At 70.3% G+C, this 23,722-nt stretch carries 23 protein-coding genes; 12 read left to right on the top strand and 11 right to left on the bottom strand.

Features of this window, described 5'->3' with window-relative positions; all coding sequences use genetic code 11:
* Nucleotides 1–17 precede the first annotated feature (17 nt).
* The 3 genes from STVA_RS09530 to STVA_RS09520 are packed head-to-tail and all read right to left on the bottom strand — an operon-like array spanning nucleotide 18 to nucleotide 4,640.
* Entirely contained in the window at nucleotides 18–881 is an 864-nt protein-coding gene (locus tag STVA_RS09530; RefSeq protein WP_123688882.1) for an alpha/beta fold hydrolase, read from the bottom strand.
* A gap of 5 nt (nucleotides 882–886) precedes the next feature.
* A complete protein-coding gene (locus STVA_RS09525; protein WP_245978251.1) occupies nucleotides 887–2,401 on the bottom strand; it encodes a Ppx/GppA family phosphatase in 1,515 nt (504 codons plus the stop codon).
* On the bottom strand, nucleotides 2,394–4,640 hold the full coding sequence (locus STVA_RS09520; RefSeq protein ID WP_123689820.1) for an RNA degradosome polyphosphate kinase: 2,247 nt from the start codon (nucleotides 4,638–4,640) through the stop codon (nucleotides 2,394–2,396). Before STVA_RS09520 ends, STVA_RS09525 begins: the two co-directional genes overlap by 8 nt.
* Before the next feature lie 94 nt (nucleotides 4,641–4,734).
* Here STVA_RS09520 and STVA_RS09515 point away from each other — a divergent pair, with 94 nt between their 5' ends.
* Nucleotides 4,735–5,259 (top strand): SixA phosphatase family protein, encoded by a 525-nt coding sequence (locus tag STVA_RS09515; protein WP_123688883.1) that lies wholly within the window; start codon nucleotides 4,735–4,737, stop codon nucleotides 5,257–5,259.
* 10 nt (nucleotides 5,260–5,269) lie between these two features.
* Here STVA_RS09515 and STVA_RS09510 read toward each other — a convergent pair whose 3' ends face one another.
* From STVA_RS09510 to STVA_RS09490, 5 genes are read right to left on the bottom strand one after another with little or no spacing between them, the layout of a single operon-like run.
* Complete coding sequence (locus STVA_RS09510) at nucleotides 5,270–6,049, bottom strand: SDR family oxidoreductase (protein WP_123688884.1); 780 nt, start codon at nucleotides 6,047–6,049, stop codon at nucleotides 5,270–5,272.
* A gap of 11 nt (nucleotides 6,050–6,060) precedes the next feature.
* The gene (locus STVA_RS09505; RefSeq protein ID WP_123688885.1) at nucleotides 6,061–6,792 is read right to left on the bottom strand and encodes an HdaA/DnaA family protein; all 732 of its coding nucleotides are present in this window, start codon (nucleotides 6,790–6,792) and stop codon (nucleotides 6,061–6,063) included.
* Nucleotides 6,789–7,859 (bottom strand): AI-2E family transporter, encoded by a 1,071-nt coding sequence (locus STVA_RS09500; protein WP_123688886.1) that lies wholly within the window; start codon nucleotides 7,857–7,859, stop codon nucleotides 6,789–6,791. The genes STVA_RS09505 and STVA_RS09500 overlap by 4 nt, the downstream gene beginning before the upstream one ends.
* Nucleotides 7,856–8,404 carry a CDP-alcohol phosphatidyltransferase family protein gene (locus tag STVA_RS09495; protein ID WP_123688887.1) on the bottom strand — a complete coding sequence of 183 codons (549 nt, stop codon included), beginning with the start codon at nucleotides 8,402–8,404 and terminating at the stop codon, nucleotides 7,856–7,858. The genes STVA_RS09500 and STVA_RS09495 overlap by 4 nt, the downstream gene beginning before the upstream one ends.
* Before the next feature lie 10 nt (nucleotides 8,405–8,414).
* Nucleotides 8,415–9,584, bottom strand: coding sequence for a DUF2066 domain-containing protein (locus tag STVA_RS09490; RefSeq protein ID WP_170216370.1), 1,170 nt, complete (start codon nucleotides 9,582–9,584; stop codon nucleotides 8,415–8,417).
* Between the two features lie 94 nt (nucleotides 9,585–9,678).
* Between STVA_RS09490 and purM the strand changes: the two genes are divergently transcribed.
* From purM to STVA_RS09475, 3 genes are all read left to right on the top strand, one after another.
* Complete coding sequence (purM, locus tag STVA_RS09485) at nucleotides 9,679–10,770, top strand: phosphoribosylformylglycinamidine cyclo-ligase (protein ID WP_245978314.1); 1,092 nt, start codon at nucleotides 9,679–9,681, stop codon at nucleotides 10,768–10,770.
* Nucleotides 10,758–11,411, top strand: a complete 654-nt coding sequence (purN, locus tag STVA_RS09480) for a phosphoribosylglycinamide formyltransferase (protein WP_123688889.1) — start codon at nucleotides 10,758–10,760, stop codon at nucleotides 11,409–11,411. Before purM ends, purN begins: the two co-directional genes overlap by 13 nt.
* A gap of 68 nt (nucleotides 11,412–11,479) precedes the next feature.
* On the top strand, nucleotides 11,480–11,611 hold the full coding sequence (locus STVA_RS09475) for an aa3-type cytochrome c oxidase subunit IV (protein WP_123689822.1): 132 nt from the start codon (nucleotides 11,480–11,482) through the stop codon (nucleotides 11,609–11,611).
* 52 nt (nucleotides 11,612–11,663) lie between these two features.
* Here the strand turns inward: STVA_RS09475 and ndk are convergent, their stop codons facing one another.
* From ndk to STVA_RS09460, 3 genes are all read right to left on the bottom strand, one after another.
* A complete protein-coding gene (ndk, locus tag STVA_RS09470; protein WP_123688890.1) occupies nucleotides 11,664–12,086 on the bottom strand; it encodes a nucleoside-diphosphate kinase in 423 nt (140 codons plus the stop codon).
* A gap of 134 nt (nucleotides 12,087–12,220) precedes the next feature.
* On the bottom strand, nucleotides 12,221–12,670 hold the full coding sequence (locus tag STVA_RS09465) for a DNA polymerase III subunit chi (protein ID WP_123688891.1): 450 nt from the start codon (nucleotides 12,668–12,670) through the stop codon (nucleotides 12,221–12,223).
* Nucleotides 12,667–14,157 carry a leucyl aminopeptidase gene (locus STVA_RS09460; protein ID WP_123688892.1) on the bottom strand — a complete coding sequence of 497 codons (1,491 nt, stop codon included), beginning with the start codon at nucleotides 14,155–14,157 and terminating at the stop codon, nucleotides 12,667–12,669. The genes STVA_RS09465 and STVA_RS09460 overlap by 4 nt, the downstream gene beginning before the upstream one ends.
* Nucleotides 14,158–14,295: 138 nt before the next feature.
* Here STVA_RS09460 and lptF point away from each other — a divergent pair, with 138 nt between their 5' ends.
* From lptF to STVA_RS09420, 8 genes are read left to right on the top strand one after another with little or no spacing between them, the layout of a single operon-like run.
* Entirely contained in the window at nucleotides 14,296–15,414 is a 1,119-nt protein-coding gene (lptF, locus tag STVA_RS09455) for an LPS export ABC transporter permease LptF (RefSeq protein ID WP_123688893.1), read from the top strand.
* The gene (gene lptG / locus STVA_RS09450; RefSeq protein ID WP_123688894.1) at nucleotides 15,411–16,505 is read left to right on the top strand and encodes an LPS export ABC transporter permease LptG; all 1,095 of its coding nucleotides are present in this window, start codon (nucleotides 15,411–15,413) and stop codon (nucleotides 16,503–16,505) included. The genes lptF and lptG overlap by 4 nt, the downstream gene beginning before the upstream one ends.
* Nucleotides 16,506–16,509: 4 nt before the next feature.
* Nucleotides 16,510–18,786, top strand: a complete 2,277-nt coding sequence (locus STVA_RS09445) for an LPS-assembly protein LptD (protein WP_170216371.1) — start codon at nucleotides 16,510–16,512, stop codon at nucleotides 18,784–18,786.
* Nucleotides 18,786–20,105 carry a peptidylprolyl isomerase gene (locus tag STVA_RS09440; RefSeq protein ID WP_123688896.1) on the top strand — a complete coding sequence of 440 codons (1,320 nt, stop codon included), beginning with the start codon at nucleotides 18,786–18,788 and terminating at the stop codon, nucleotides 20,103–20,105. The genes STVA_RS09445 and STVA_RS09440 overlap by 1 nt, the downstream gene beginning before the upstream one ends.
* 32 nt (nucleotides 20,106–20,137) lie before the next feature.
* The gene (pdxA, locus tag STVA_RS09435; RefSeq protein ID WP_245978252.1) at nucleotides 20,138–21,166 is read left to right on the top strand and encodes a 4-hydroxythreonine-4-phosphate dehydrogenase PdxA; all 1,029 of its coding nucleotides are present in this window, start codon (nucleotides 20,138–20,140) and stop codon (nucleotides 21,164–21,166) included.
* Nucleotides 21,163–22,029, top strand: a complete 867-nt coding sequence (gene rsmA / locus STVA_RS09430; RefSeq protein WP_123688898.1) for a 16S rRNA (adenine(1518)-N(6)/adenine(1519)-N(6))-dimethyltransferase RsmA — start codon at nucleotides 21,163–21,165, stop codon at nucleotides 22,027–22,029. Before pdxA ends, rsmA begins: the two co-directional genes overlap by 4 nt.
* Nucleotides 22,030–22,074: 45 nt before the next feature.
* Entirely contained in the window at nucleotides 22,075–22,521 is a 447-nt protein-coding gene (locus STVA_RS09425; RefSeq protein WP_123688899.1) for a RidA family protein, read from the top strand.
* Between the two features lie 41 nt (nucleotides 22,522–22,562).
* Nucleotides 22,563–23,717: an amidohydrolase/deacetylase family metallohydrolase gene (locus STVA_RS09420; protein ID WP_123688900.1), complete on the top strand. Its 1,155-nt coding sequence runs from the start codon at nucleotides 22,563–22,565 to the stop codon at nucleotides 23,715–23,717.
* Nucleotides 23,718–23,722: the final 5 nt, after the last annotated feature.

The raw sequence follows: 23,722 nt of genomic DNA, 5'->3' as shown, positions 1-23,722 counted from the left end.
ATCGGCCGTTGCGGCAGTCACCCGTCCGGGTGCTGCCGCCAGAACTCCATCAGGCGGGCGCTGAGGGCGTCGGGCTGCTCCTCCGGCACGAAATGGCCCGATTCGGCGATCGTCCCGCCCTCGACCCGGTCGGCGATGCAGCCGAGCGATTCGGCCGGCTCCAGCCCGCGTGCGCGCGCCTCGGTTCGCGCGCCGCCCAGGGCCAGCACCGGCATCGGCAGGCGGAAGCCGGATTCCAGCAGGCGGACATTGTCGGCCGCGTCCTGGGGGATGTTGCGGTAGTAGGCAAAGCCGGCGCGCAACGCCCCCGGCTTGCTGTAGGTGCGGACATACTCGTCGATGTCGGCATCCGTGATGGCGCCCTGCTGCCACGAGAACTCGGCATAGAACCAGGACAGGTACGGTCGCTCGCGCCCTGTCACCAGCGCCTCCGGCAAGTCCAGCGTGCGGTGGAAGGCGTGGTGCCAGCGCCGCCCGCCCTGCGAGATGTCGGGGCCGATGCCGGGCAGCGTCACGTCGACGATGGAGAGCGTGCGGATGGCCTCCGGGTGGGCAGCCGCCAGGGCGAAGGCGGTCGGCCCGCCCCAGTCGTGGCCGACCAGGTGGAAGCGGCCGAGCCCCAGATGCTCGACCAGTTCCCACACGTCGGCTGCGACCGTGCGCTTGTCGTAGCCGTCGGCCGGACGGGACGAATCGCCCAGCCCGCGCAGGTCGGGGGCGATGACGCGATGGTGCGGCGCCAACCGGTCGATGACGTGCCGCCACTCGTACCAGGTGGACGGCCAGCCATGCAGCAGCACCACGGGCGGCCCCTCCCCGGCCGTCACATAGTGCATCGCGACCTGCGACAGACGGGCGAAATGGTGCTCGACCTCGGCCATGGCGCTCACTCCTCGAAGGCTACCTTTGCCGGCAGGCCCAGGGCCCGGCCCAACGCTTCCAGCCGGCGCCGGACCGCCTCGCCCGCCATCACCTCGTCGTCGCGCAGCAGCACCAGACGGATGCCGGCCGGCGTCAGTTCCAGGCGCGTGCGCGCCAACGCCATGGGCGAGCCGCCCGATACGGTATAGCCCACCCGCAACGCCAGCCCGACCGCCTGGGCCCACAGTCGCTCGCCGTCGCTGGCCAGCCGCGCGTAGGGCGCCAGCACCGGCGCCGTCGCCTCGCCGCCATAGCGCGCATGCAGCATGGTCGCCACCAGCAGCCGGCCGCGATGGTCGAGCCCGCCATGCGGCAGGCGCAAGGCCCCCAGGAAAGCGTGCTCGGCGCGGTAGTCCGGATGCTCGTTCCAGGCGCTGTCCGACAGCAATGCTGCCGCATGGCGCATCCGGCGCAGGGCCGGTGGGTCGGCGGCGAACAGGGAATCGGTCCAGGCGACCAGGTCCTCGCCATCCGCCCCGAAGCGGCGGCCGCGGGCGGCGATCGAGCGGCAGGCCGCCAGCAACGGGTCCAGCCGGCGGGTCTCCTCGTCGAGGGCGGCGAAGATATGCCCCTCGCGCAGGCCGGTGGCCGAGAAGACGATGCGGGCCGGGACCATCGCCTCGATGATCCGCCCCAGCAGCATGGCCGCGTTCGGCACCGAATCGAGGCGGCGGCGGGACACGCCGGTCAGCTTCTCCAGCGCCTTGCGGTTGAGCTTGGCCAGTTCGCGCAGGAAGGCGTCGGCCGCCGGACGGTCGATCGAGTAATGGTGGATGATGTGCAGCGGATAGCGGCTCACATCCATGTGGATGCGCGCCAGCGCCCGCCAGGCGCCGCCGACCAGATAGAGGTTCCGGCCGCGATGCTGGGACAGCCAATCCACCCGGGCCATCGCCGCATCGACCAGGTCGCGCGCCTTCTTGGGGCTGTCGCCGGCGGCATCGGCCAGCCGCAGCGGCCCGATCGGCAGGCTGATGCCCGGCCCCGCCATGCCGTTCAGCAAGGGCACCAGCTCGACGCTGCCGCCACCCAGGTCGCCCATCACGCCGGCGGCGTCGGGGATGCCGCTCAGCACGCCGCCAGCCGACAGGGCGGCCTCCTCCACGCCGGAGATGACCCGGACGGGGACACCGCACTGATCCTCGAAGGCGGCGACGAATGCCGGCCCGTCCTCGGCCTCGCGCACGGCCGCGGTCGCCAGCACGTCGAGCCGGCCTACGCCCATCAGGCGGGCCAGACGCACGAAGCGGCGCATGTTCTCCAGCCCCTGGACGGTGCCTTCGGGGCTGAGGCGGCCGGTACGCTCCAGCCCGCGGCCCAGGCCGCACATCACCTTCTCGTTGAAGAGGGCGAGCGGCGAGCGCTTCAGCCCGTCGAAGACGACGAGGCGGATGGAGTTGGAGCCGACATCGATGACGGCGACGCGCGCGTTCGGATCCCCGGCCGGCAGCCCGCCGGGGAAGGCTGGGCCATCAGTCACTGCGGCGGGGCGCCTTCGGCTGGCGGGCCTGCTTCAGGGCACTGCCTCGACCAGAGAGGCTGGGATTGGTCATGAAATACCCATGGGCTGAGAATCCGTTACCGTCCGGCGACACCCGGACATACTCGCCATCCTCCCCCAAGGTCCAGCTTTGGGCCTCGTCCTTCATGTTGATGACCATGATCTGGTCCAGCACCTGCTGGTGGACGGTCGGGTTCTCGATCGGCACCAGCGCCTCCAGCCGGTAGTCGAGATTGCGCGACATCCAGTCGGCCGAGGATATGAAGACCTTGGCGGCCGGCGACGGCATGCGGTGGCCGCCGCCGAAGCAGACGATCCGGGCATGCTCCAGGAAACGGCCGACGATGCTCTTGACGCGAATGTTCTCCGACATGCCGGGCACGCCGGGCCGCAGGCAGCAGATGCCGCGCACCACCAGCTCGATCTTCACCCCCTCCTGCGAAGCGCGGTACAGGGCGTCGATGATGTCGGGGTCGACCAGCGCGTTCATCTTGGCCCAGATCGTGGCGGGCCGGCCGGCGCGCGCGTGCTCGATCTCCTCCTCGATATGGCGGACCAGCGTCGAGCGCAGCGAGATGGGCGCGATCGCCAGCTTCTCCAGCCCCTCCGGCACGGCATAGCCGGTCATGTAGTTGAAGAACTTGGCCGCGTCGCTGCACAGCGCCGGGTCACAGGTGAAGAAGGACAGGTCGGTGTAAACCTTGGCCGTGTAGGGATGGTAGTTGCCGGTCCCGAAATGGACATAGTTGCGCAGGCCCGCCCCCTCGCGCCGCGACACCAGCGAGATCTTGGCGTGGGTCTTCAGGTCGAAGAAGCCGTAGACGACCTGCACCCCCGCCCGCTCCAGGTGACGGGCCCAGAGGATGTTCTGCTCCTCGTCGAAGCGCGCCTTCAGCTCGATCAGGGCCGCCACCGACTTGCCGGCCTCGGCCGCCTCGATGAGCGCGCGCACGATCGGCGAGTCGTTGCTGGTGCGATAGAGCGTCTGCTTGATCGACACCACCGCCGGGTCGGCCGCCGCCTGGCGCACGAACTGAACGACGACGTCGAAGCTCTCGTACGGGTGGTGGACCAGGATATCCTTGGAGCGGATCGCCGCGAAGCAATCGCCGCCGAAATCGCGGATGCGCTCGGGGAAGCGCGGGTTGTAGGGCTGGAACTTCAGCTCCGGCCGGTCGTCGATGATGACCTGCTTGATGTCGACCAGGCCGACCAGCCCGTCGACCGCGAAGATGTCATCGGGCACCACGTGCAATTGCTCGACCAGGAAGGCCTGCAGCGCCTCGCTGGTGTCGGCGGTGACGCCCAGGCGGATGACATGGCCGCGCTTGCGCCGCTTGAGGGCCGACTCGTAGAGGCGCACCAGGTCCTCGGCCTCCTCCTCGATCTCGACCTCGCTGTCGCGCAGGATGCGGAAGGTGCCGCGGCCCAGCACGTCGAACCCGGGGAAAAGGCGGTCGAGGAAGAGGCCGATGAACTGCTCCATCGCCAGGAAGCGGATCTCCGGCCCCGGCAGGCGCACGAAGCGGCCCAACTGCTGCGGCAGCAGGATGATCGCCTGCATCTGCTCGCCGTCGGTGCGCCGGCGCAGCGCCAGCACCAGCCCCAGCCCGAGGTTGGGGATGAACGGAAACGGATGAGCCGGATCGACCGCCAGCGGCGTCAGCACGGGGAACGTCTCTTCGCGGAAACGGGTGGCGAGGAACGCCATCTCGTCGGCTGTCAGCTCGCCCGGATCGACGACGGACACGCCGGCCTCGCGCAGTTCCTGCCGCAGGGCCCGGTAGCGCTCCTGCTGGCCGGCCATCAGGCCCAGCGCGCGCTGGGTCAGGGCTGCGAGCTGCTGTGCCGGTGTCAGCCCGTCCTGGCTGGGTGCCTCGACGCCCGCCAGGATCTGCCCCTTCAAGCCGGCGACCCGCACCATGTAGAACTCGTCCAGGTTGCCGGCCGAGATCGAGACGTAGCGCAGCCGCTCCAGCAGCGGATGGTGCAGGTTGGCCGATTCCGCCAGCACCCGCTCGTTGAAGGCGAGCCAGGACAGTTCCCGGTTGATGAAGCGATTGGACGGCCAGGTCGGCGAGGACGGAGCGGCCGGCGGCGGCGGCAGACGGCGCCGGCTGGCGCGCGCGGGCTTGGGATCGCCCACCTGCTGGGTCGCGACTGGCTGGGTGGCGACCGGCTGGGTGGCGGCGTGCTGGGCGGCGGATTCTTCAGACATGCGCCCATCGTAGCCGGCCAACGTGACGGAGTCATGGCGGGCGCGGCACGGCTCCGGGTTGCCGCGCGGCCTCGGTCCGCGCTACTGACGGCCGATGGCCGAAACGCGCACCCTCCTGCTGCTCCGCCACGCCAAGGCGGCAGCCGCATCCGCCGGCATGGATGATTTCGACCGGCCGCTCGCCCCGCGCGGGCGCGACGCCGCCCAGGCGTTGGCCGGCGTGCTGGCCGGCATGGCCCTGCCGTCGCCGGTGGTGATCCTCTGTTCAGCCGCCCGGCGCACGCAGGAGACGCTGGAGCAGCTCCGCCCCGGCCTGCCGCCCAGCGCCGACTTGCGGATCGAGCGCGCGCTCTACCTCGCCTCGCCGGAGAGACTGCTCGGTGCGATTCGCGCCGTGCCGGCCGCGGCCGGCAGCGTGCTGGTGATCGGGCACAATCCGGGCCTGCACGAACTGGCGCTGGCCGTGGCGGGATCGGGTGCGGCCGTCGATCGAGAACGGCTGGCGAGCCGCTTTCCGACCGCCGCCCTGGCCGGCTTTGCGGTTGCCGGCGTCTGGCGGGACCTGGCCGAGAATGCGGGACGCCTGGTCGTCTGCCGGGCGCCCCGCGACCTCGACTGAGGCCCGGCGCCTACAGCGTGCCGGGGAAGTGACCGCCGTCCATCAGCAGGTTCTGGCCGGTGATGAAGCCGGCCTGGCTGCTGGCCAGGAAAGCGCAGGCATCGCCGAATTCCTCGACCGTGCCGAAGCGGCGCGAGGGGTTCTGCATCATGCGCTGGTTCCACACCTCCTCGACCGGCTTGCCGGACTTCTCGGCCGCCAAGCGGGTGTTGGTGCGCAGGCGGTCCGTATCGAACGGGCCGGGCAGCAGGTTGTTGATGGTGACGCCGTGCTGGGCCACCTGGCGGGCGAGGCCGGCGCAGAAGCCGGTCAGCCCGGTGCGGGCGCCGTTGGACAGGCCCAGCACGTCGATCGGCATCTTCACCGCGCCCGACGTGATGTTGATGATGCGGCCGAAGCGGCGCTGGATCATCGGGTCGATCGTCGCCTTGATCAGTTCGATCGGCGTCAGCATGTTGGCCTTGAGCGCGGCCAGCCACTCGGCCTCGCCCCACTGGCGGAAGTCGCCGGGCGGCGGGCCGCCGGCATTGGTGACCAGGATGTCGGGCGCCGGGCACGCGGCCAGCGCCTTCTGGCGTCCCTCGGGCGTGGTGATGTCACAGGCCAGCGTCGTGACCTTGGCCCCGGTCGCCTCGCGGATCTCCTTGGCCGTCGCCTCCAGCGCCTCGACGCCGCGGGCGAGGATGGTCACGTCCACGCCCTCGCGCGCCAGCGACACGGCGCATCCCTTGCCCAGCCCCTTGCTGGCCGCGCACACGAGCGCGGTCTTCCCCTTCAAGCCCAGATCCATCTTTCCCTCCGTCAGTGTGATTCGTGGCGTTGATTCGATTCTAGACCGGCGCGCCGATCATCGGCGTCGCGGACGAGTTCAGGCAATGCCGCTCGCACCAATGGCAGGGTGATGCGCCGCCCGACCGCCAGCGCGTGGCGGTCGATGACGCCCACCACCGACTGGGCGGCGGCGAACGAGCGCTCGATGCGGATCGCCAGGAAACCGACGACGTCGGGATCGACGGCGATGCCGCGGTCGGAGAAGTGCTTGGCCAGGACGGCCGCCAGCAGTTCGTCACCAGGCGGCTCGATGGCCGCCACCGGCGCCGTCAGCAGGCGCGAGCGCAGGTCGGGCAGGTCGATCGGCCAGCGCGACGGGGCCGATCGCGCCATGATCAGCAGGTGCCCTGCCCGCCCGGCCAGGATGTTGTAGAGGTGGAACAGGATGGTCCAGTCCGGCACCTGGTCGCCGTCGTCCAGGACGACGGCGGCGGGCGCGCCCTCGACCAGCGGCGACAGGGCGGCTCGTGCCAGCCGGCGGCCCTCGAAGATCGGCGCGCCGGTACGCTCGGCGAAGATGCGTGCCAGGTGGGTCTTGCCCGCCCCCTCCGGCCCGATGATGGTCAGCGCCGGGGCCGGCCAGTCCGGCCAGCGATCGAGCCAGGCGACGGCGGCGCGGTTGCCCTCGGCCACCAGGAAGTCGTCGGCCGCCAGTGCTGGCCGGTGCGCCAGCGGCAGAGGCAGCTGGCGCGGCCCGCTCACGCGTCGGGCTGGCCGTTGAAGAGGGTGCTGGCGCGGTAGCGCTCCAGCGTGAAGCGGACCAGCACGCCCAGCACGGCCGCGGCCGGCACCGCCAGCAGCAGGCCGACGAAGCCGAACACGGCCCCGCCCGCCAGCAGCGCGAAGATGACCCACACCGGATGCAGCCCGACCCGGTCGCCCACCAGCAGGGGCGTCAGCACGTTGCCTTCGATCGCCTGGCCGGCGAAGAAGACCGCGGCCACGATGATGACCGAGGTCCAGTCCGGGAACTGCACCAGCGCGACCGACAGCGACAGCACCAGGCCGGAGATCGACCCGACGAACGGGATGAAGGATACGAGGCCCGAGAAAATGCCGATGGCCAGCGCGAAATCGAGCCCTACGAGCGACAGGCCGATGGCGTAGAAGGCCCCCAGACTGAGGCAGACGACCCCCTGCCCACGCAGGAAGCCGGCCAGGCGCAGGTCTACCTCGATCGCCAGTTCGTGGACGTCCGCCGCATGGCACTTGGGAACGTTGGCATCCAGGGCCGCCATGATGTGGTGCCAGTCGCGCAGCAGGTAGAAGCCCACGATCGGGGTGATGAACACCAGCGATATGGCGTTGAAGATGGCGAGGCCGCTGCCGACGATGCCGCCCAGCATGCCGGCCGCCCAGGTGGCGACGGTGCCCAGGTGCTGGGTGATGAAGGATTCCATCTCGGCCGCCTGGTCGGGGCCCAGCCGCTCGCGCACGGCATCGCCGACAATCACCAGGCGATTGCGCAGGGCCTCGGCGATCTCGGGCATGCGCGCGACGAGGGCAACCGACTGGTCGACCAGCGGCGGCACCACGACCAGCACGGCTGCCACGGCCGCTAGGATGAAGACGCCGCCCACCACCAGCGTGCCAAGCCAGCGCGGCACACCGTAGCGCGCCAGGCGATCGACGAAGGGACTGAGGATGTAGGCGACCACCAGGCCGACGGCGAACGGGAACAGGACATCGCTGACGAGATAGAGCGCCAGCACCGTCGCCAGCAGCAACCCCACCCAGATGCGGACAGTCCGCCGGCCAGCGATCGTCATGGGCGCTTGTTCCCCGGCTCGGAGACGTGCCGGCTCCACTGCACGATGTAGGCGGCACCCGACAGCGCCGTCGTCGCCCCCACCGCATAGACCAGGGCCCGCACCACGCCACCATCGTCGATCGCCAGCCCCATGGTGCCCAGCACCACGGCGGCCAGGACGATCTGGGCTGCCGTATTCACCTTGCTGACGGTGAGTGGGGCCATCTGCAGGGCCTCGGTGAACATGTAGAGCAAGATCGCCCCGCCGATGATGAGGACATCGCGGAAGACCACCAGGATCACCAGCCAGGCCGGCAAATGGCCGACATGGCCCAGCGTGACATAGACGCCGACCAGCAGCGCCTTGTCTGCCAGGGGATCAAGGTAGCCGCCCAGTTCCGAGCGCTGGTCGAAACGGCGCGCCAGGAAGCCGTCGACCGCGTCCGAAATGCCGGCCGCCACGAACAACGCGAATGCCGGCAACATGGATCCATCGAGGATCAGCCAGACGATGACCGGGACCGAAAGCAGCCGGCCCAGGGTGATGATGTTGGCGAGATACAAGGCCGGGTGCCTATCCGCGCGGCATCGCGGGCACGAGCGGCGTCGGCGCCAGTGGCACGGGGGCCGATGGCGGGCGCGCGGCGGGCAGCGGCTGGGCGGCGGGCGGTGGCGACAGGGGCTGCGGGGCATCCACCTGCACCCCGAGCGCGCCCATGGCCTGGCGCAGCCGGTCGGCATCCAGGCGGTGGGTGATGCGCACCCGCGCCTTGCCGCCCCCGAGCGCCACGATGTCGACCCGTTCCACCCCCGGCGTCTCGGCAATACGGCGACGGAGCGCGATCCACTCTTCGGCCGAACCGGCGGGCGCGGTCGCGAGGTCGGCGCCGCCCTGGCCAATAGCGGGGGTGCCTGCTGCTGGCGGTGGCGTGGCCGGCGCCAGCGGCCGTTCCAGGGCAGCGATGGTGGCGCGCAGCGGCCCGGCAAAGTCACCGGCCGGATCGGCATGGCTGGAGCGAGCCACACGCGCCGGGCCGTCGCCGGCCACGCGGGTGATGGTTACCGCCACATTCCCGCCAGCGGCCGGTGCCGCGCGCACGATCGCCACCTCGTCGGCGCCGTAGCGGCGCGCCAATGCGGCAATGCGTGGTCGGTCGATCGACAGGGCCTGGCCGGCCGTCAAGGCACCGACATCGGCCAGGTCGCCCAGCGGCACCGCCAGCGGCGGCCCGCCGCCCGCCGGCCGGTCGGCCCAGGCCCGCAGCCAGCCGTTGCGATCGTCGAACAGCATCGGGCCATCGCCCTGGTCGAGGACGGGCAGGACCAGGATCGGCGTCGCCGCGCGCTCGCTGAAGACGATGCCCTGGTCGCGCAGGAAGCTGCGCACGGCGTCGGGCCGGAAGCGGACGGTCACGTTGGCGATGTAGCGCACCGCCGACACCCGCTCGTCGGCGATCTCCACATCCTGCACCAGGGTCGCGACCTGGGCGGCCGACAGCCTGGGCGGCGTGCCGCCGGCCGGGACGACCAGGCGCTCGATCAGCTTGCGGGCGGCCGCCTGCTGGGCGTCGGCCAGCGCGCGCTCGCGCGCCTGGACGGCGGTGGCCGCGGTGACGTCGACGGCATTGGCGGGAATGGTGAACAGGTCGCTGGCCGCGGCCGGCATCGCCAGCGGACCGGTAGCGAGGCCGAAGGCCAGGGCGAGAGCGAGCGATAGGCGGGAGGCAGGGCGCTGGCGGATCATTGCAATGGTTCTCCGATCCGGTATTGTCGGCCGGCGCTGGCCCTTGGCCCGCGTCCATGGGGCATGCGTGACCCGGGCGCGGCGGGCCGCCGTTCTGTACCCCATATGCGGCGAGGACGCCATCAGCAGCCATACCTATCGCGACGCCGGGGTCGACATCGACGCGGGCAACGCGCTCGTCGAGGCGATCAAGCCGCTCGCCCGAGCCACCCGCCGCCCGGGGGCCGATGCCGGCCTGGGCGGCTTCGGGGCCCTGTTCGACCTGAAGGCCGCGGGCTTCCGCGACCCCATCCTGGTCACCACCACCGACGGCGTCGGCACCAAGCTGAAGATCGCCATCGACACCGGCCGGCTGGAGACGATCGGCATCGACCTGGTGGCGATGTGCGTCAACGACCTGGTGGTCCAGGGTGCCGAACCCCTGCTATTCCTGGATTATTTCGCCACCGGCCGGCTCGATGTCGAGCGTGGCCGGGCGATCATCGCCGGCATCGCCGAGGGCTGCCGCCAGGCCGGCTGCGCGCTGGTCGGCGGCGAGACGGCCGAGATGCCGGGCCTCTACCAGGGTGACGACTTCGACCTGGCGGGCTTTGCCGTGGGCGCGGTCGAGCGCGGCGAGGCACTCGACGGCACCACGGTCGGCGTCGGCGACGTCGTGCTCGGGCTGGCCTCGGACGGCGTCCACTCCAACGGGTTCTCGCTGGTGCGCCGGGTCGCGGCCGCGGCCGGGCTCGGCTGGAACGACCCCGCCCCGTTCGACCCCGACCGCACGCTGGGCGAGGCCTTGCTGACTCCCACCCGGATCTATGTGAAGCCGGCCCTGGCCGCCGTACGCTCCGGCGGCGTCAAGGCGCTGGCGCACATCACGGGCGGCGGGCTGGTCGAGAACGTGCCGCGCGTGCTGCCGGCGGACGTCGCCGTGTCGGTCGACACCCAGCGCTGGCCGATGCCGCCGGTGTTCGACTGGCTGGCCCAGGCCGGCAACATCGCCGGGGCCGAGATGGCGCGCACCTTCAACTGCGGCATCGGCATGGTCGTCGTCGTGGCAGCGGCCGAGGCCGAGCGCATCGTCGCGCAATTGGCGGCCGACGGCGTCGCCGCCCATCGCATCGGCACGACGGTGCGCCGGGACGCTGGCGCGCCCGGATGCACCGTGGGCAGCCTGGCCGAGCGATGGCCCGGCTGAAGCTGGGCGTCCTGGTCTCCGGGCGCGGCAGCAACCTCCAGGCCCTGATCGACGCCTGCCGCGACCCGGCCTTCCCGGCCGAGATCGCGGTCGTCATCAGCAACCGGGCCGATGCCCAGGCCATCGCCCGGGCCGAGGCGGCCGGCATCGCGACGGCGGTCATCCCGCACCGGCAGTTCGCCAGCCGGGCCGATTTCGATGCGGCGGTGGATGCCCGCCTGCGCCAGGCCGAGGTCGCGCTGGTATGCTTGGCGGGCTTCATGCGCCTGCTGACGACCGGCTTCGTCGCCGCCTGGTTCGACCGGATGATCAACATCCACCCGTCTCTGCTGCCGTCCTTCAAGGGGCTGCACCCGCAGCAGCAGGCGATCGACGCCGGCGTGCGCCTGTCGGGCTGCACCGTCCACTATGTCCGCGACGAGATGGATGCCGGGCCGATCATCGTCCAGGCGATGGTGCCGGTGCTGCCGGACGACGACGAGAGCCGGCTGGCCGACCGTATCCTGACGGCCGAGCATGCCGCCTATCCGCTGGCGGTGCGCCTGATCGCCGACGGGCGGGTAACGGTGTCGGGCGAACGCACGCTGGTCAGCGGCGGCGGGTGGCCGGCAGCGCCGGTGCTCGTACCGACGGCGGCCTGATCCGCCTTGCCAATCGGCCGGCGGTTCGGTAGCAGGTTTCGGTCTCTGGGAAACGAATGGGGATTTTGATGGCGGCCAACAAGTTCGAAGCGGTAGAGCGCGAGCATCGCGAGTTCTGGAATTCGTTCGTTCGCTTCTCGACCTGGACGACGGCCATCGTCATCGCGCTGCTCGCCCTGATGGCGATCTTCCTGATCTAACGAACCGGCCGCGTCGCCGTCCCGGCAGGGACCGGCGACGCGGCCGCCGGCATCAGCCGACGATCTCGGTCTGCGCGAAGAAGAACGCGATCTCGGTCGCCGCGTTCTCGGCCGAATCCGAACCATGGACCGAGTTGGCTTCGATCGATTCGGCGAAGTCCTTGCGGATCGTGCCGGCCGCGGCGTTCGCCGGGTTGGTGGCACCCATGATCTCGCGATTGCGGGCGACGGCGTTCTCGCCTTCCAGGACCTGCACCACTACCGGGCCGGAGATCATGAAATCGCAGAGTTCGCCGAAGAACGAACGCTCGGCATGCACGCCGTAGAACTTCTCGGCCGTCGCGCGGCTGAGCTGGAGCCGCTTCTGGGCGACGATGCGCAGGCCCTGCTCTTCGAACCGGGCGTTGATCTTGCCCGTCAGGTTGCGCCGGGTCGCGTCCGGCTTGATGATCGAGAGCGTGCGTTCGACCGCCATGGAGATTCTCTTTCTCGGGGATGAAAAGTCGCGGGGTTATAGCGACGGCCCATACGCACCGCAACCGACCGCGACGGGAAGTCGCGAAGAAGGCCGCCCTGAACCTGGCGAAGGTCGACCTCAGCCCTTGGCCCTCAGCCCTTGGCCTGCCAGCCGCCCTGCTCGGTCTGCTGCCAGTAGGTGAGCTTGTGGCCGGCATCCTTGGCCGTCCGCCAGCGATCGCGGGCGGTGGCCACCGCCTCGGGGTCGTTGCCGTCGAACAGGTCGAGGCAGCGCTCGTAGTCCGCCAGCCGCGACGACGACATGCCGTCTACCAGCACCAGCACCGTCGCCTGGTTGGGGTTCTCGTCGGCCGCGGTCAGCCAGATCGGCTGTTGCGGCGCATTGCCGTCGGCGGCCGACCCGTGCGGCAGGAAGCTGTCCGGGTCATAGGTCCACAGCAGCGCGTTCAAGGCCTCGACGCGCTCGGTCGACCCGGCCAACACCACCGCCCGCCGCCCGATCCCCGCCACCTTCTCCAGGAGGCGGGGCAGCGCGCGTTCGAGCGGGGTGCGGGTCAGGTGGTAGAAGCCGATATCCGTCACTTGCCTTCGTAATGGTCGGCGACCAGTCGGTCGAGCAGGCGCAGGCCGAAGGCCGTCGCACCCTTGGGCGTGATCGCCGTGTCGGCCTTGGACCAGGTGACGCCGGCGATGTCGAGATGGGCCCACGGCACCTTGTTGACGAAGCGCTGGATGAACTGCGCGCCGATGATGCTGCCGGCACCGCGGTTGGCGGCGATGTTCTTCACGTCGGCGATGTCGCTGTCGATCTGCTTGTCGTAGTAGTCCGCCAGCGGCAGGCGCCAAAGCTGCTCGCCGACCGACTTGCCGGCAGCGGCCAAGCGCTCCGACAGCGTGTCGTCGTTCGAGAAGAGCCCGGCATGATGGTCGCCCAGGGCCACGATGATGGCCCCGGTCAGGGTCGCCAGGTTGATCATCGCCTGCGGCTTGAAGCGGTCCTGGCAGTACCAGCAGGCGTCCGCCAGGATCAGCCGGCCCTCGGCGTCGGTGTTCAGGACCTCGATGGTCTGGCCCGACATCGAGGTGACGACGTCGCCCGGCCGCTGGGCCGAGCCCGACGGCATGTTCTCGACCAGCGCCACCACGGCAACGGCATTCACCGCCGCCTCGCGCCGGGCCAGCGCCCGCATCAGACCGATGACGACGCCGGCGCCGGCCATGTCCCACTTCATGTCTTCCATGCCGCCGGCCGGCTTGATCGAGATGCCGCCGGTGTCGAACGTCACGCCCTTGCCGACGAAGGCGATCGGCGCCTCGCCCTTGCGGCCGCCGTTCCACTGCATGACGACGACGCGGGGCGGCCGGACGCTGCCGATGGCGACGCCGATCAGCGCCCCCATGCCCAGCTTGCGGATCGCCTTCTCATCCAGCACTTCAACCGTAACACCATCCTTTTTCAAGGCTTTGGCGGCATCGGCTAAGGTTTCAGGATAAAGAATGTTGCCCGGCTCCGACACCAGGTCGCGGGTCAGGAACACGCCGTCGGCCACCGCCTCACGGGCGGCATAGACGCGCTTGGCGGAATTGGTCGCCGCGATCGTCAGGCGCTCCAGCGTCGGCTTCTTCTCGGGCTTCTCGGTGGTGCGGTACTTGTCGAAGCGATAGCTGCGCATCCGCGCGCCGAACGCCGCCTCGGCCGCCGCCTCGGCCAGGTCGGACTTCTCGCCCTCGACACCGTCGATCAGGATCGTGCCTTCCTTGTCGCCAGCGGCGTTGAAGGCGGCCGCGACCGCGCCGCCCAGCGCCTGGTAGCGGGCGGCATCGGCCTCACCCGCCTTGCCCGCGCCGCAGAGCACGATCCGCGTCAGCGCGACCCCGGCCGGGGCGACGATGACCAGTTGCTGGTCGCGCTTGCCCTCGAATCGGCTGGCTTCCATGGCGCGGACCAGCGCCCCGCCGGTCGCCTCGTCCATCGCCCGGCCAGCCTCGGTCAGCACGCGGCCTTCGTGGACCAGCAGTGCCAGGGCGCCCGCTTTCGGGGCCGCGGCGTTGGCGAAACGGATTTCCATGGGGGTCTCCAGCAATAGGCGGATCGGGCGATCGGAACGACCGGCCCGGATAGACCCCGCCGCTCCCCGCTGTCAACCGCAGGCCCGGATATTTGCTTCTATCCGCGACGCGGACGCACTTCCTATAATCGGGCGGTCATGCTGGGCATCGATCGCTACGTTTACCGCCAGTGTCTGACGGTCCTCGCCTTCATCGCGATCGGGCTGTGCTTTGCCATTTGGCTGTCCCAATCGCTGCGGCTGATCGAGCTGATCGTCAACCGCGGCGTCTCCGTGGGCACGTTCCTCTATCTGGCGCTGCTGCTGCTGCCGCGCTTCCTTGAGGTGGTGCTGCCGATCGCGACCTTTGCCGCGATCCTCTTCACCTACCATCGCCTCATCACCGACAGCGAGCTGGTGGTGCTGCGGGCGACCGGCGTCAGCCAGATGGGCCTGGCGCGGCCCGCCCTGCTGGTGGCGGCCACCGCCAGCCTGCTGGGCTTTGCCCTCAGCCTCTATTTCCTGCCGACCTCGTTCCGCGCCTTCAAGGACCTGCAGTTCGAGATCCGCAACAATTTCGCCTCGATCCTGCTGCAGGAAGGGGTCTTCAACAGCATCACCGACAAGGTCACGGTCTATATCCGCCAGCAATCGCCATCGGGGGAGCTTCTGGGCCTGATGATCCAGGACGAGCGCGTCGATGGCCGGCCGGCGACGCTGACGGCCGAGCGCGGGGCGCTGGCCCAGACCGACTCCGGCCCGCGCATCGTGATGATGAACGGGACCCGCCAGGAGCTCGACCGCAAGACCCACCGCCTGTCGGTGCTGGCCTTCGACCGCTACATCATAGAGCTGGGCGACGTGCGCGACGCGCCGGGTGCGCGCTGGCACGAGCCGCAGGAACGCTACCTGCCGGAGCTGTTCTTCCCGTCCGGCACCCAGGCCGACCGCTACTACGGCCACCGCCTGATGGTCGAGGGGCACCAGCGCATCCTGGCCCCGCTCTATCCCTTCGCCTATGCCCTGCTGGCGCTGGGCTGTCTGCTGGGCGGCGAATTCAACCGGCGCGGACAGACCTGGCGGCTGATGGGCGCCATCGGCATCGCCTTCGGGGTGCAGGTCGGCAACATCGCGTTCAACAACCTCGCCAACAAGACGCCGGCCCTCTTGCCCCTGATGCACCTGAACCTGCTGCTGCCGATGGCGGCCGGGATCTTCCTGATGCTGCGGCCGCGCGGCCGGCGGCACGCGGCGCCCGCGGCAGCGCCGGCGGCATGAGCATCTCCCCCACCCTTTCGCGCTACATCGCCCGGCAGTTCGCCGCCTGGTGCGGCGGCGTCTTCGTGGGGATGGTCGGCGTCGCCTTCGTGATCGACATCGTCGAGCTGCTGCGCCGGTCGGGCAGCAAGGCCGAAGCGACCGTCCCCATCCTGCTGCAGATGGCGATCTTCAAGCTGCCCTACCTGGCACAGGAGATCCTGCCGTTCGCCATGCTGTTCGGCAGCATGCTGGCCTTCTGGCGGCTGACCCGCAGCAGCGAGCTGCTGGTCGCCCGCGCCGCCGGGGTTTCCGCCTGGCAGTTCCTGGCCCCGGCCGTCCTGGTGGCGTTCGTCATCGGCATCCTGGCGGTCACGGTCTTCAATCCCGTGGCCTCGATCCTGCGCAACCGCTATGACGGGCTGGAGAGCCGGGTGCTGAAGGGACGCACCAGCGATCTGGCCCTGTCGCGTACCGGGCTGTGGCTGCGCCAGAACGACGAGGAGGGGCCGACCATCATCCATTCCCTCCGCGTCGCCCCGGACGACGGGCGGCTGCTCGAAGTCACGGTCCTGCAATTCCGCGAGAACGACCGGCTGGCCCGTCGCTACGACGCCGCCAGCGCCCGGCTCGAGGAACAGAGCTGGCGCCTCTTCGACGCCTGGTCGTGGACGCCCGGGCAGTCCGCCGTGCCGGTGGGTGAGGTCGTCCTGCCCACGACGATGACGACGCGTGGGCTCCAGGACAGTTTCGCGGCACCCGAGACGATCTCGTTCTGGGAACTGCCCAGCTTCATCACCCTGCTGGAGACGGCCGGCTTCTCCGCCCACCGCCACCGGCTCTACTGGCACTCCCTGCTGGCCCAGCCGATCCTGCTGGGTGCGCTGGTGCTGATCGCCGCCACCTTCGCCCTGCGCCATACGCGCCGCGGCGGCACCACCTGGCTCATCCTGGGCGGGGTGCTTACGGGCTTCCTGCTGCACTTTCTGTCGGACGTCGTGTTCGCGCTCGGTCTCGCCGCCAACATCCCGATCGCCCTCGCCGCCTGGACCCCCGCCGGCGTATGCCTTTTGATAGGCGCGTCGATTCTGCTACACGCCGAAGATGGCTGACGACATGCGCCCTTCCCGCCCCATCGCCACCGGACTGGCCGGTGCCTTCTGCTGCTTGCTGGCCGGCATCGCGCTATTGCCGCTTGCTGCGGGCAGTGCCGTGGCCCAGACGCCGCAACAGCGCACCGGCCAGGGCATCACCTTGCCCGGCGCGGGCGGCGTCAAGCAGGACACGACCCAGCCGGTGCTGTTCTCGGCCGACGAGTTGTCGCACGACAACGAGCTGGGCATCATCGTGGCGCGCGGCAAGGTCGAGATGACCCAGGACCAGCGCACGCTGATGGCCGACGTCGTGTCCTATAACCAGCGCACCAACACCGCGACGGCATCGGGCAACGTCAGCATCCTGGAGCCGACCGGCGACGTCATCTTCGCCGACTATGTCGAGTTGCAGGAGGGGCTGCGCGACGGCTTCGTGCGCAACGTCCGCATGCTGATGACCGATGGCGGCCGCATGGCTGGCAACGATGCCACCCGCAGCAACGGCAACCGCACCGAACTCGACCAGGGCGTCTATTCGCCCTGCGTGCTGTGCAAGACCGACCCGACCCGGCCGCCGATGTGGCAGATCCGGGCCGCCCGCGTGATCCACGACCAGGAGCGCAAGACGGTCCAGTACCGCGACGCGACCATGGAGATCATGGGCATCCCGGTGGCCTACACGCCCTATTTCTCGCATCCCGACCCGACGGTGAAGCGGCAGAGCGGCTTCCTTGCCCCCACCGTCGGCGCCAAGACAGACCTCGGCGTGTTCGCCCGCGTGCCGTACTATTTCGTCATTTCCGACAGCATGGACTTCACGTTCGAGCCGATCGTCACCAGCCAGCAGGGCTTGGTGGTCGGCGGCGAACTGCGCCAGAGGCTGCGCAACGGCTTCTACGAGATCGGCGCCAGCGCCACGGTGGCGGACCGCACCACCGGCACCAAGGATGCCCCCGTCACCTCGACCGACAAGTTCCGCGGCCATGTGAAGGGCAAGGCCCGCATCGACCTCGACGACACTTGGCGCGCCGGCCTCGACCTGGCGCGGACGACCGACAAGACCTACATGCGGCGCTACGGCTATGGCTCCGAGGAGTCGCTGACGACGCGGGCCTTCGTGGAGGGCTTCCGCGGCCGCAGCTACGCCGACGTCAGCGCCTATGCCTTCCAGGGCCTGCGGCCGGAGGATCGCGCAAGCCGGCAGCCGGTGGTGGCCCCCGTCGCCAACGTCCACTATTTGGGCGAGCCCAACGAGCGTGGGGCCTACTGGTCGGCCGACGCCAACATCCTGAACCTGATGCGCGAGGACGGCACCGACAGCCGCCGCCTGTCGATCAACGGCGGCTGGCAGATGCCATGGCAGTCCTCGCTCGGCGACCGCTACACCTTCGCCGCCACCATGCGTGGCGATGCCTACTGGGCGAACGACCTGGCGGTGGATGCAGCGCTGGGCGACGCCAGCCCGACGCGCGACGCCACGACGGCCCGCCTGCTGCCGCAGCTTTCGGTGAACTGGAGCTACCCCTGGGTCCGCAACGATCCGGGCGTGCAGTACCTGATCGAGCCGGTGGCCATGTTCGCGGCATCGCCCGTGCTGGGCCGCCAGAACAGCGTGCCGAACGAGGACAGCCTCGGCTTCGAGCTGAACGACGTGAACATCATGCGGCCCAACCGCTTCCCCGGCCTCGACCGCTTCGACAGCGGGCAGCGGGTGGCCTATGGCCTCAACCTCGGCGCCTACCTGCCGGGCGGCATGAGCGTGCGCACCTTCATCGCCCAGAGCTACAGCCTGCAGGAAAACCGGGCGATGCCGATCGGCTCGGGCGCGGAGGACAAGCGCTCGGACATCGTCGGCCGGTTCGTCGTGTCGCCGTGGGAATATCTCGACCTGCTCTACCGTTTCCGCCTCGACAAGGACAATCTGGCCGCGCGACGGCACGAGATCGGCGCCTCCGGCGGCCCCTCCTGGCTGAAGCTCTATGGCAGCTACATCTTCCTCGACGCGCCGCCGAACGAGCCGGTCACCGGCAAGCGCGAGGAGCTGGGCCTCGGCGCATCGGCCCGGATCAGCCAGTTCTGGTCGCTCTTCGGCCAGAGCACGATCGACCTGAAGAACGGTGGCGACGTGCTGGATTCGACGCTGGGCGCCAAGTATGAGGATGACTGCCTCACGGTCGTGATCAGCTATCGCCGCACCCGGACGCAGGATCTCGACATCGAGCCGTCGGACGCGATCCTCGTCCGCCTCTACTTCAAGAATCTTGGCGAGTTCGGCTTGCCACGGGTGGATTTCCTCTGATGCGCATGCCTTCCGGCTTTTCCATCCTTCGCCATGGCCGCCGGGCGGCGGCGTCGCTGCTGCTTCTGGCCCCGCTCCTCCTCGTCCAGCCGGCGGCCCCGCTGCTGGCCCAGCAGGCTTCGACCCGCATCGCGGCCGTGGTGAACGAGGACATCGTGACGGCCCACGACGTCGACGCCCGCGTGCGCCTGGTGCTGGCTGCCTCCGGCCAGCCGCCGACGGCAGAGAACGTCGACCGCATGCGTGCCCAGGTGCTGCGCACCCTGATCGACGAGCGCCTGCAGGCCCAGGAATCGGCCCGTGCCTCGATCCGGGTGAGCGAGCAGGAACTGGCCGACAACATCAAGCGGCTGGAATCGCAGAACAGCATGGGCCCGGGCGGGTTCTACGCCTGGCTCGACCAGAACTCCGTTCCGCGCGGCACGGCCGAGGAACAGCTTCGCGCCAACATCCAGTGGAACAAGCTGATGCGCCGGCGCCACGCCCGCAGCATCAGCGTGAGCGAGGAGGAGATCGACGAGGCGATCGAGAAGCGCCAGGCTGCCGCCTCCGTCCCCGAGCGCCGTGTCGCCGAGATCTTCCTGCCGGTCGAGAACCCCAGCGAAGAAGTCGAGGTCGCGCGCACGGCCGAGCGCCTGATCGAGCAGATGCGTTCGGGCGTCCGCTTCCCACAGGTGGCGCAGCAATTCTCGCGTGCCGCCTCGGCCGCCCAGGGCGGCGATCTCGGCTGGATCCAGCCGGGTCAACTCGACCCGCAGCTCGAAGCCATCGTCGACGGGATGCAGCCGGGCGAGCTGAGCCGTCCCATCAAGATGCCGGGCGGCTACTACATCCTGCTGCTGATCGAGCGCCGCCAGCCGGCCGGCGCCCAGGCCGCGGCCGCCGACGACCAGATGGTGTCGCTGCGCCAGATCGTCGTGCCGGTGCCGGCCGGCGCCAGCCCGCAGATCATCCAGCAGCGCCGCCAGCAGGCCGAGGAACTGAGCCGGACCGTGCGCGACTGTGCCGACATGACGGCCGACCGGGCGGCATCCGGCTCGCTCTCGGGCGATCTCGGCCAGGTGCGGCTGGGCGACATGCCCCCTCGCCTGCGCCAGATCGTGGCCAGCCAGCCCGTCGGCAAGACGACGCCGCCCTTGCAGACCGATGCCGGCTTCATCGTGCTGATGGTGTGCGAGCGCCAGGCCCAGTCGAAGGCCGCAGAGAAGGTCGACCGCGAGGCGATCGCCGAGGCGCTGACCGTGCAGCGCCTGGAGAATGTCGCCCGCCGGGTCATCCGCGACCTGCGCCGCAGCGCCTTCATCGATATCCGCAGCTGAACCCGCGACCGGGCCTGACCAGGATGGGCGACATGCTGCCGCTGGCATTGACCATGGGTGAGCCGGCCGGCATCGGCGGCGAGATCACGCTCCGATGCTGGGCGGAACGTGAGCCCGGCGACGCCCCCTTCTTCATCATCGACGACCCGGCGCGGCTGGCGGCCCTCGGGCGGCGGGTCGGCTTCGACGTGCCCGTGGCGACGATCGCCCATCCGTCGGAGGCCGCCGCCGTCTTCGCACGCGCCCTGCCCGTGCTGCCCTTGTCCGCGGCGCCGACGCCGACCCCCGGCCGCCCCGACCCCGCCCAGGCGCACCTGGTGCTGGAATCGATCCGGCGCGCGGTGGCAGCCGTCCAGGACGGCACGGCCGGTGCCGTCGTCACCAACCCGATCCAGAAGGAAACGCTCTACGCGGCGGGCTTCCGCCATGCCGGCCATACCGAGTTCCTGGCCGAACTGGCCGGCGGCGGCGTGCACCCAATCATGATGCTGGCCTGCTCGGAGCTGCGCGTGGTGCCGGCCACGGTGCACAGTTCGCTGCGCGGCGCCATCGACATGGTCTCGACCGACCTGATCCTGACGGCCGGCCGCATCACCGCGCACGCGCTGCGCCAGGATTTCGGCATCGCCGAGCCGATCCTGGCCGTGGCCGGCCTCAACCCGCACGCCGGCGAGAATGGGACCCTGGGGCGCGAGGAACTGGAGATCATCGTCCCGGCGATCGAGATCCTGCGCGCCGAGGGCATCGACGCGCGCGGCCCCCTGCCGGCAGACACCATGTTCCATGCCCGTGCGCGGGCGCGCTACGACGCAGCGCTCTGCATGTATCACGACCAGGCGCTGATCCCGCTGAAGACGATCGACTTCGACGGCGGCGTCAACATCACCCTGGGGCTGCCCTTCGTGCGCACGTCCCCCGACCACGGCACCGCGCTCGACATCGCCGGCACCGGCGTCGCCCATGCCGGCAGCCTGCGCGCGGCCATGGTCATGGCCGGCCAGATCGCCGCCCGCCGCCACGCCGGCCCGGTCCGCGGACGCCCGCCCGTCGCCGCCGAGTGAGCGCCCCCGACAGCCTGCCGCCGCTCCGCGAGGTCATCGCCCGCCACGGCATCGGCGCCCGCAAGGGCCTGGGCCAGCATTTCCTCTTCGACCTGAACCTGACCCGGCGGATCGCCCGGGCGGCGGGCGACATCGGCAGCGGCACGGTCATCGAGATCGGCCCCGGCCCGGGCGGGCTGACCCGGGCGCTGCTGGAATGCGGTGCCGGCTACCTGCTGGCGATCGAGCGCGACGACCGCTGTGCTGCCGCCCTCGCCGAGATCGCAGCCGTCTATCCCGGCCGGCTGGAGGTCGTCATGGGCGATGCGCTGCGCGTCGACCCGGTCGAGCGCACGGCGGCCCCCAGGCGCATCGTCGCCAACCTGCCCTACAACGTCTCGACCGCGCTGCTGCTGCGCTGGCTGGAGCGAGCCGACCAGTATGCCGGCTTCGTGCTGATGTTCCAGAAGGAGGTCGCCGACCGCCTGCTGGCCCAGCCGGGCGACAGCGACTATGGCCGGCTGTCGGTCATCGTGCAGTGGACCTGCCGGGTGCGCCGGCTCTTCGACGTGCCGGCCAGCGCCTTCGTGCCGCCGCCCAAGGTGACCTCGTCGGTGGTCGAGATCGTGCCGCGGGCGGAGCCCCTGGCACCGGCAGACCGCGCGACCCTGGAACGGGTGACCCAGGCCGCCTTCGGCCAGCGCCGCAAGATGCTGCGGGCCAGCCTGCGGCCGCTCGGCGGCGAGGCGCTGCTGTCCCGGGCCGGCATCGACCCGACGCGCCGGGCCGAAGAGCTGTCGGTCGAGGATTTCGCGCATCTGGCGAGACTGGTTTCTGCCGATCGGGGCACGGGCGGGACTGACGGCGGCGATCCGGCCTGCTAGGCTCGGGCTTCCCGCCCGACCATTTCCCTGACGGAGCCTGCCCCGATGCAGATCGAGAAGCGCCTCGCCGAGCTTGGCATCACCCTGCCGCCGGTGCCGAACGCCGCCGGCAATTACGTCCATGCCGTGCGCACCGGCAATCTGCTGTACCTCGCCGGCAAGGGTCCGGGTCCGGGTGCGACCGGCAAGGTCGGCCGCGACGTCACCGTCGAGGAGGCCTACAAGCACGCCCGCGATGTCGGCCTGGTGCTGATCGCCGTCATCAAGGACGCCATCGGCGACCTCGACAAGGTAACCCGCATCGTCAAGGTGCTGGGCATGGTCAACGCGATGCCGGAGTTCGGCGACCAGCCCAAGGTGATCAACGGCTGCTCCGACCTGTTCGTCGAGGTCTTCGGCGACAAGGGTCGCCATGCCCGCTCGGCCGTCGGCATGGGTTCGCTGCCCGGCCAGATCACCGTCGAGATCGAAGCGATCATCGAAGTCGCCTGATCCGCCCTTCACCAGACAGACCGAACGAGAGCGCCCGACCCATGACCGAACTCGTGCTGAAGGGAGGCCGGGTGCTCGATCCCGGCCGCGGCATCGACCAGATTTCCGACGTCGCGTTCGCCGATGGCCGCGTGCGCGCGATCGGCCCCGACCTGGCGGTGCCGTCCGGCGCCGAGGTGAAGGATGTCCGCGGGCTGATCGTCACCCCCGGCCTGATCGACCTGCACACCCATGTCTACTGGGGCGGCACCTCGCTCGGCGTCGACCCGCTCTCCGTCGCCCGCCAGATGGCGACGCCGACGCTGATCGACGCCGGCAGTGCCGGTCCCGGCACGCTGCATGGGTTCCGCAAGTTCCTGATCGACGGCTCGCCGATCCGCATCCTGCCCTACATCAACCTGTCCTATCCCGGCATCTTCGCCTTCAGCCAGTCGGTGATGGTGGGCGAGTGCGCCGACATCCGCCTGCTCGATTCGCGGGAATGCGCGCGTGTCGCCGCCGCCAACCGGGACATCGTCGTCGGCATCAAGGTGCGCGTCGGCCGGTCGGCCAGCGGCACGTCGGGCATCGCGCCGCTCGACATGGCGCTCGACGTGGCCGAGGAGGTCGGCATGCCCGTCATGTGCCACCTCGACAACCCGCCGCCGAGCCGGCTGGAGGTGATTCAGCGCCTGCGCCCGGGCGACGTGCTGACCCACTGCTTCCGCCCCTTCCCCAACGCGCCGGTCACGCCGGACGGCCGCGTGCGGGAGGAGATCGCGGCCGCGCGCGAACGCGGCGTGCTGTTCGACATCGGCCATGGCGGCGGCAGCTTCGGCTTCAAGACGACGCGCGCCATGCTGGCGGCGGGCTTCCTGCCCGACGTCATCTCCAGCGACGTGCACGAGATCTCGATCCACGGCCCGGCCTACGACCTGCTGGTGACGCTGTCGAAGTTCGTCTGCCTGGGCGTGCCGCTGGGCGAGGTGATCCGGCGCGCGACCGAGACGGCGGGACAGGCCGTGCAGCGCCCGGAGCTGGGTCGCCTGATCGAGGGCGGCATCGGCGATGCCTCTGTGCTGGAACTGGCCGAGGGCAACTGGAGCTACCGCGACGTGCTGGGCGAGCGGCTGGAGGGCAAGCAGCGCCTGCTTGCCCGCGGCATGGTCGCCGGCGGCCGGTGGCACGAGCCCGCCGCCCAGCCGACGATCAACTGATCCGG

It is taken from the genome of Stella humosa, from assembly GCF_006738645.1.
Lineage (GTDB): Bacteria > Pseudomonadota > Alphaproteobacteria > ATCC43930 > Allostellaceae > Allostella > Allostella humosa.
This window is presented reverse-complemented; position numbering and strand designations above follow the sequence as displayed.

Coding starts and splice junctions, on each gene's coding strand:
- STVA_RS09460 (WP_123688892.1), bottom strand. CDS start 14,157: ATGGAAATCCGTTTCGCCAACGCCGCGGCCCCGAAAGCGGGCGCCCTG.
- ndk (WP_123688890.1), bottom strand. CDS start 12,086: ATGGCGGTCGAACGCACGCTCTCGATCATCAAGCCGGACGCGACCCGG.
- STVA_RS09490 (WP_170216370.1), bottom strand. CDS start 9,584: ATGATCCGCCAGCGCCCTGCCTCCCGCCTATCGCTCGCTCTCGCCCTG.
- STVA_RS09515 (WP_123688883.1), top strand. CDS start 4,735: ATGGCCGAAACGCGCACCCTCCTGCTGCTCCGCCACGCCAAGGCGGCA.
- STVA_RS09420 (WP_123688900.1), top strand. CDS start 22,563: ATGACCGAACTCGTGCTGAAGGGAGGCCGGGTGCTCGATCCCGGCCGC.
- STVA_RS09475 (WP_123689822.1), top strand. CDS start 11,480: ATGGCGGCCAACAAGTTCGAAGCGGTAGAGCGCGAGCATCGCGAGTTC.
- STVA_RS09425 (WP_123688899.1), top strand. CDS start 22,075: ATGCAGATCGAGAAGCGCCTCGCCGAGCTTGGCATCACCCTGCCGCCG.
- lptF (WP_123688893.1), top strand. CDS start 14,296: ATGCTGGGCATCGATCGCTACGTTTACCGCCAGTGTCTGACGGTCCTC.
- STVA_RS09510 (WP_123688884.1), bottom strand. CDS start 6,049: ATGGATCTGGGCTTGAAGGGGAAGACCGCGCTCGTGTGCGCGGCCAGC.
- STVA_RS09520 (WP_123689820.1), bottom strand. CDS start 4,640: ATGTCTGAAGAATCCGCCGCCCAGCACGCCGCCACCCAGCCGGTCGCC.
- STVA_RS09530 (WP_123688882.1), bottom strand. CDS start 881: ATGGCCGAGGTCGAGCACCATTTCGCCCGTCTGTCGCAGGTCGCGATG.
- STVA_RS09445 (WP_170216371.1), top strand. CDS start 16,510: ATGCGCCCTTCCCGCCCCATCGCCACCGGACTGGCCGGTGCCTTCTGC.
- lptG (WP_123688894.1), top strand. CDS start 15,411: ATGAGCATCTCCCCCACCCTTTCGCGCTACATCGCCCGGCAGTTCGCC.
- STVA_RS09440 (WP_123688896.1), top strand. CDS start 18,786: ATGCGCATGCCTTCCGGCTTTTCCATCCTTCGCCATGGCCGCCGGGCG.
- STVA_RS09500 (WP_123688886.1), bottom strand. CDS start 7,859: ATGACGATCGCTGGCCGGCGGACTGTCCGCATCTGGGTGGGGTTGCTG.
- purN (WP_123688889.1), top strand. CDS start 10,758: ATGGCCCGGCTGAAGCTGGGCGTCCTGGTCTCCGGGCGCGGCAGCAAC.
- pdxA (WP_245978252.1), top strand. CDS start 20,138: ATGCTGCCGCTGGCATTGACCATGGGTGAGCCGGCCGGCATCGGCGGC.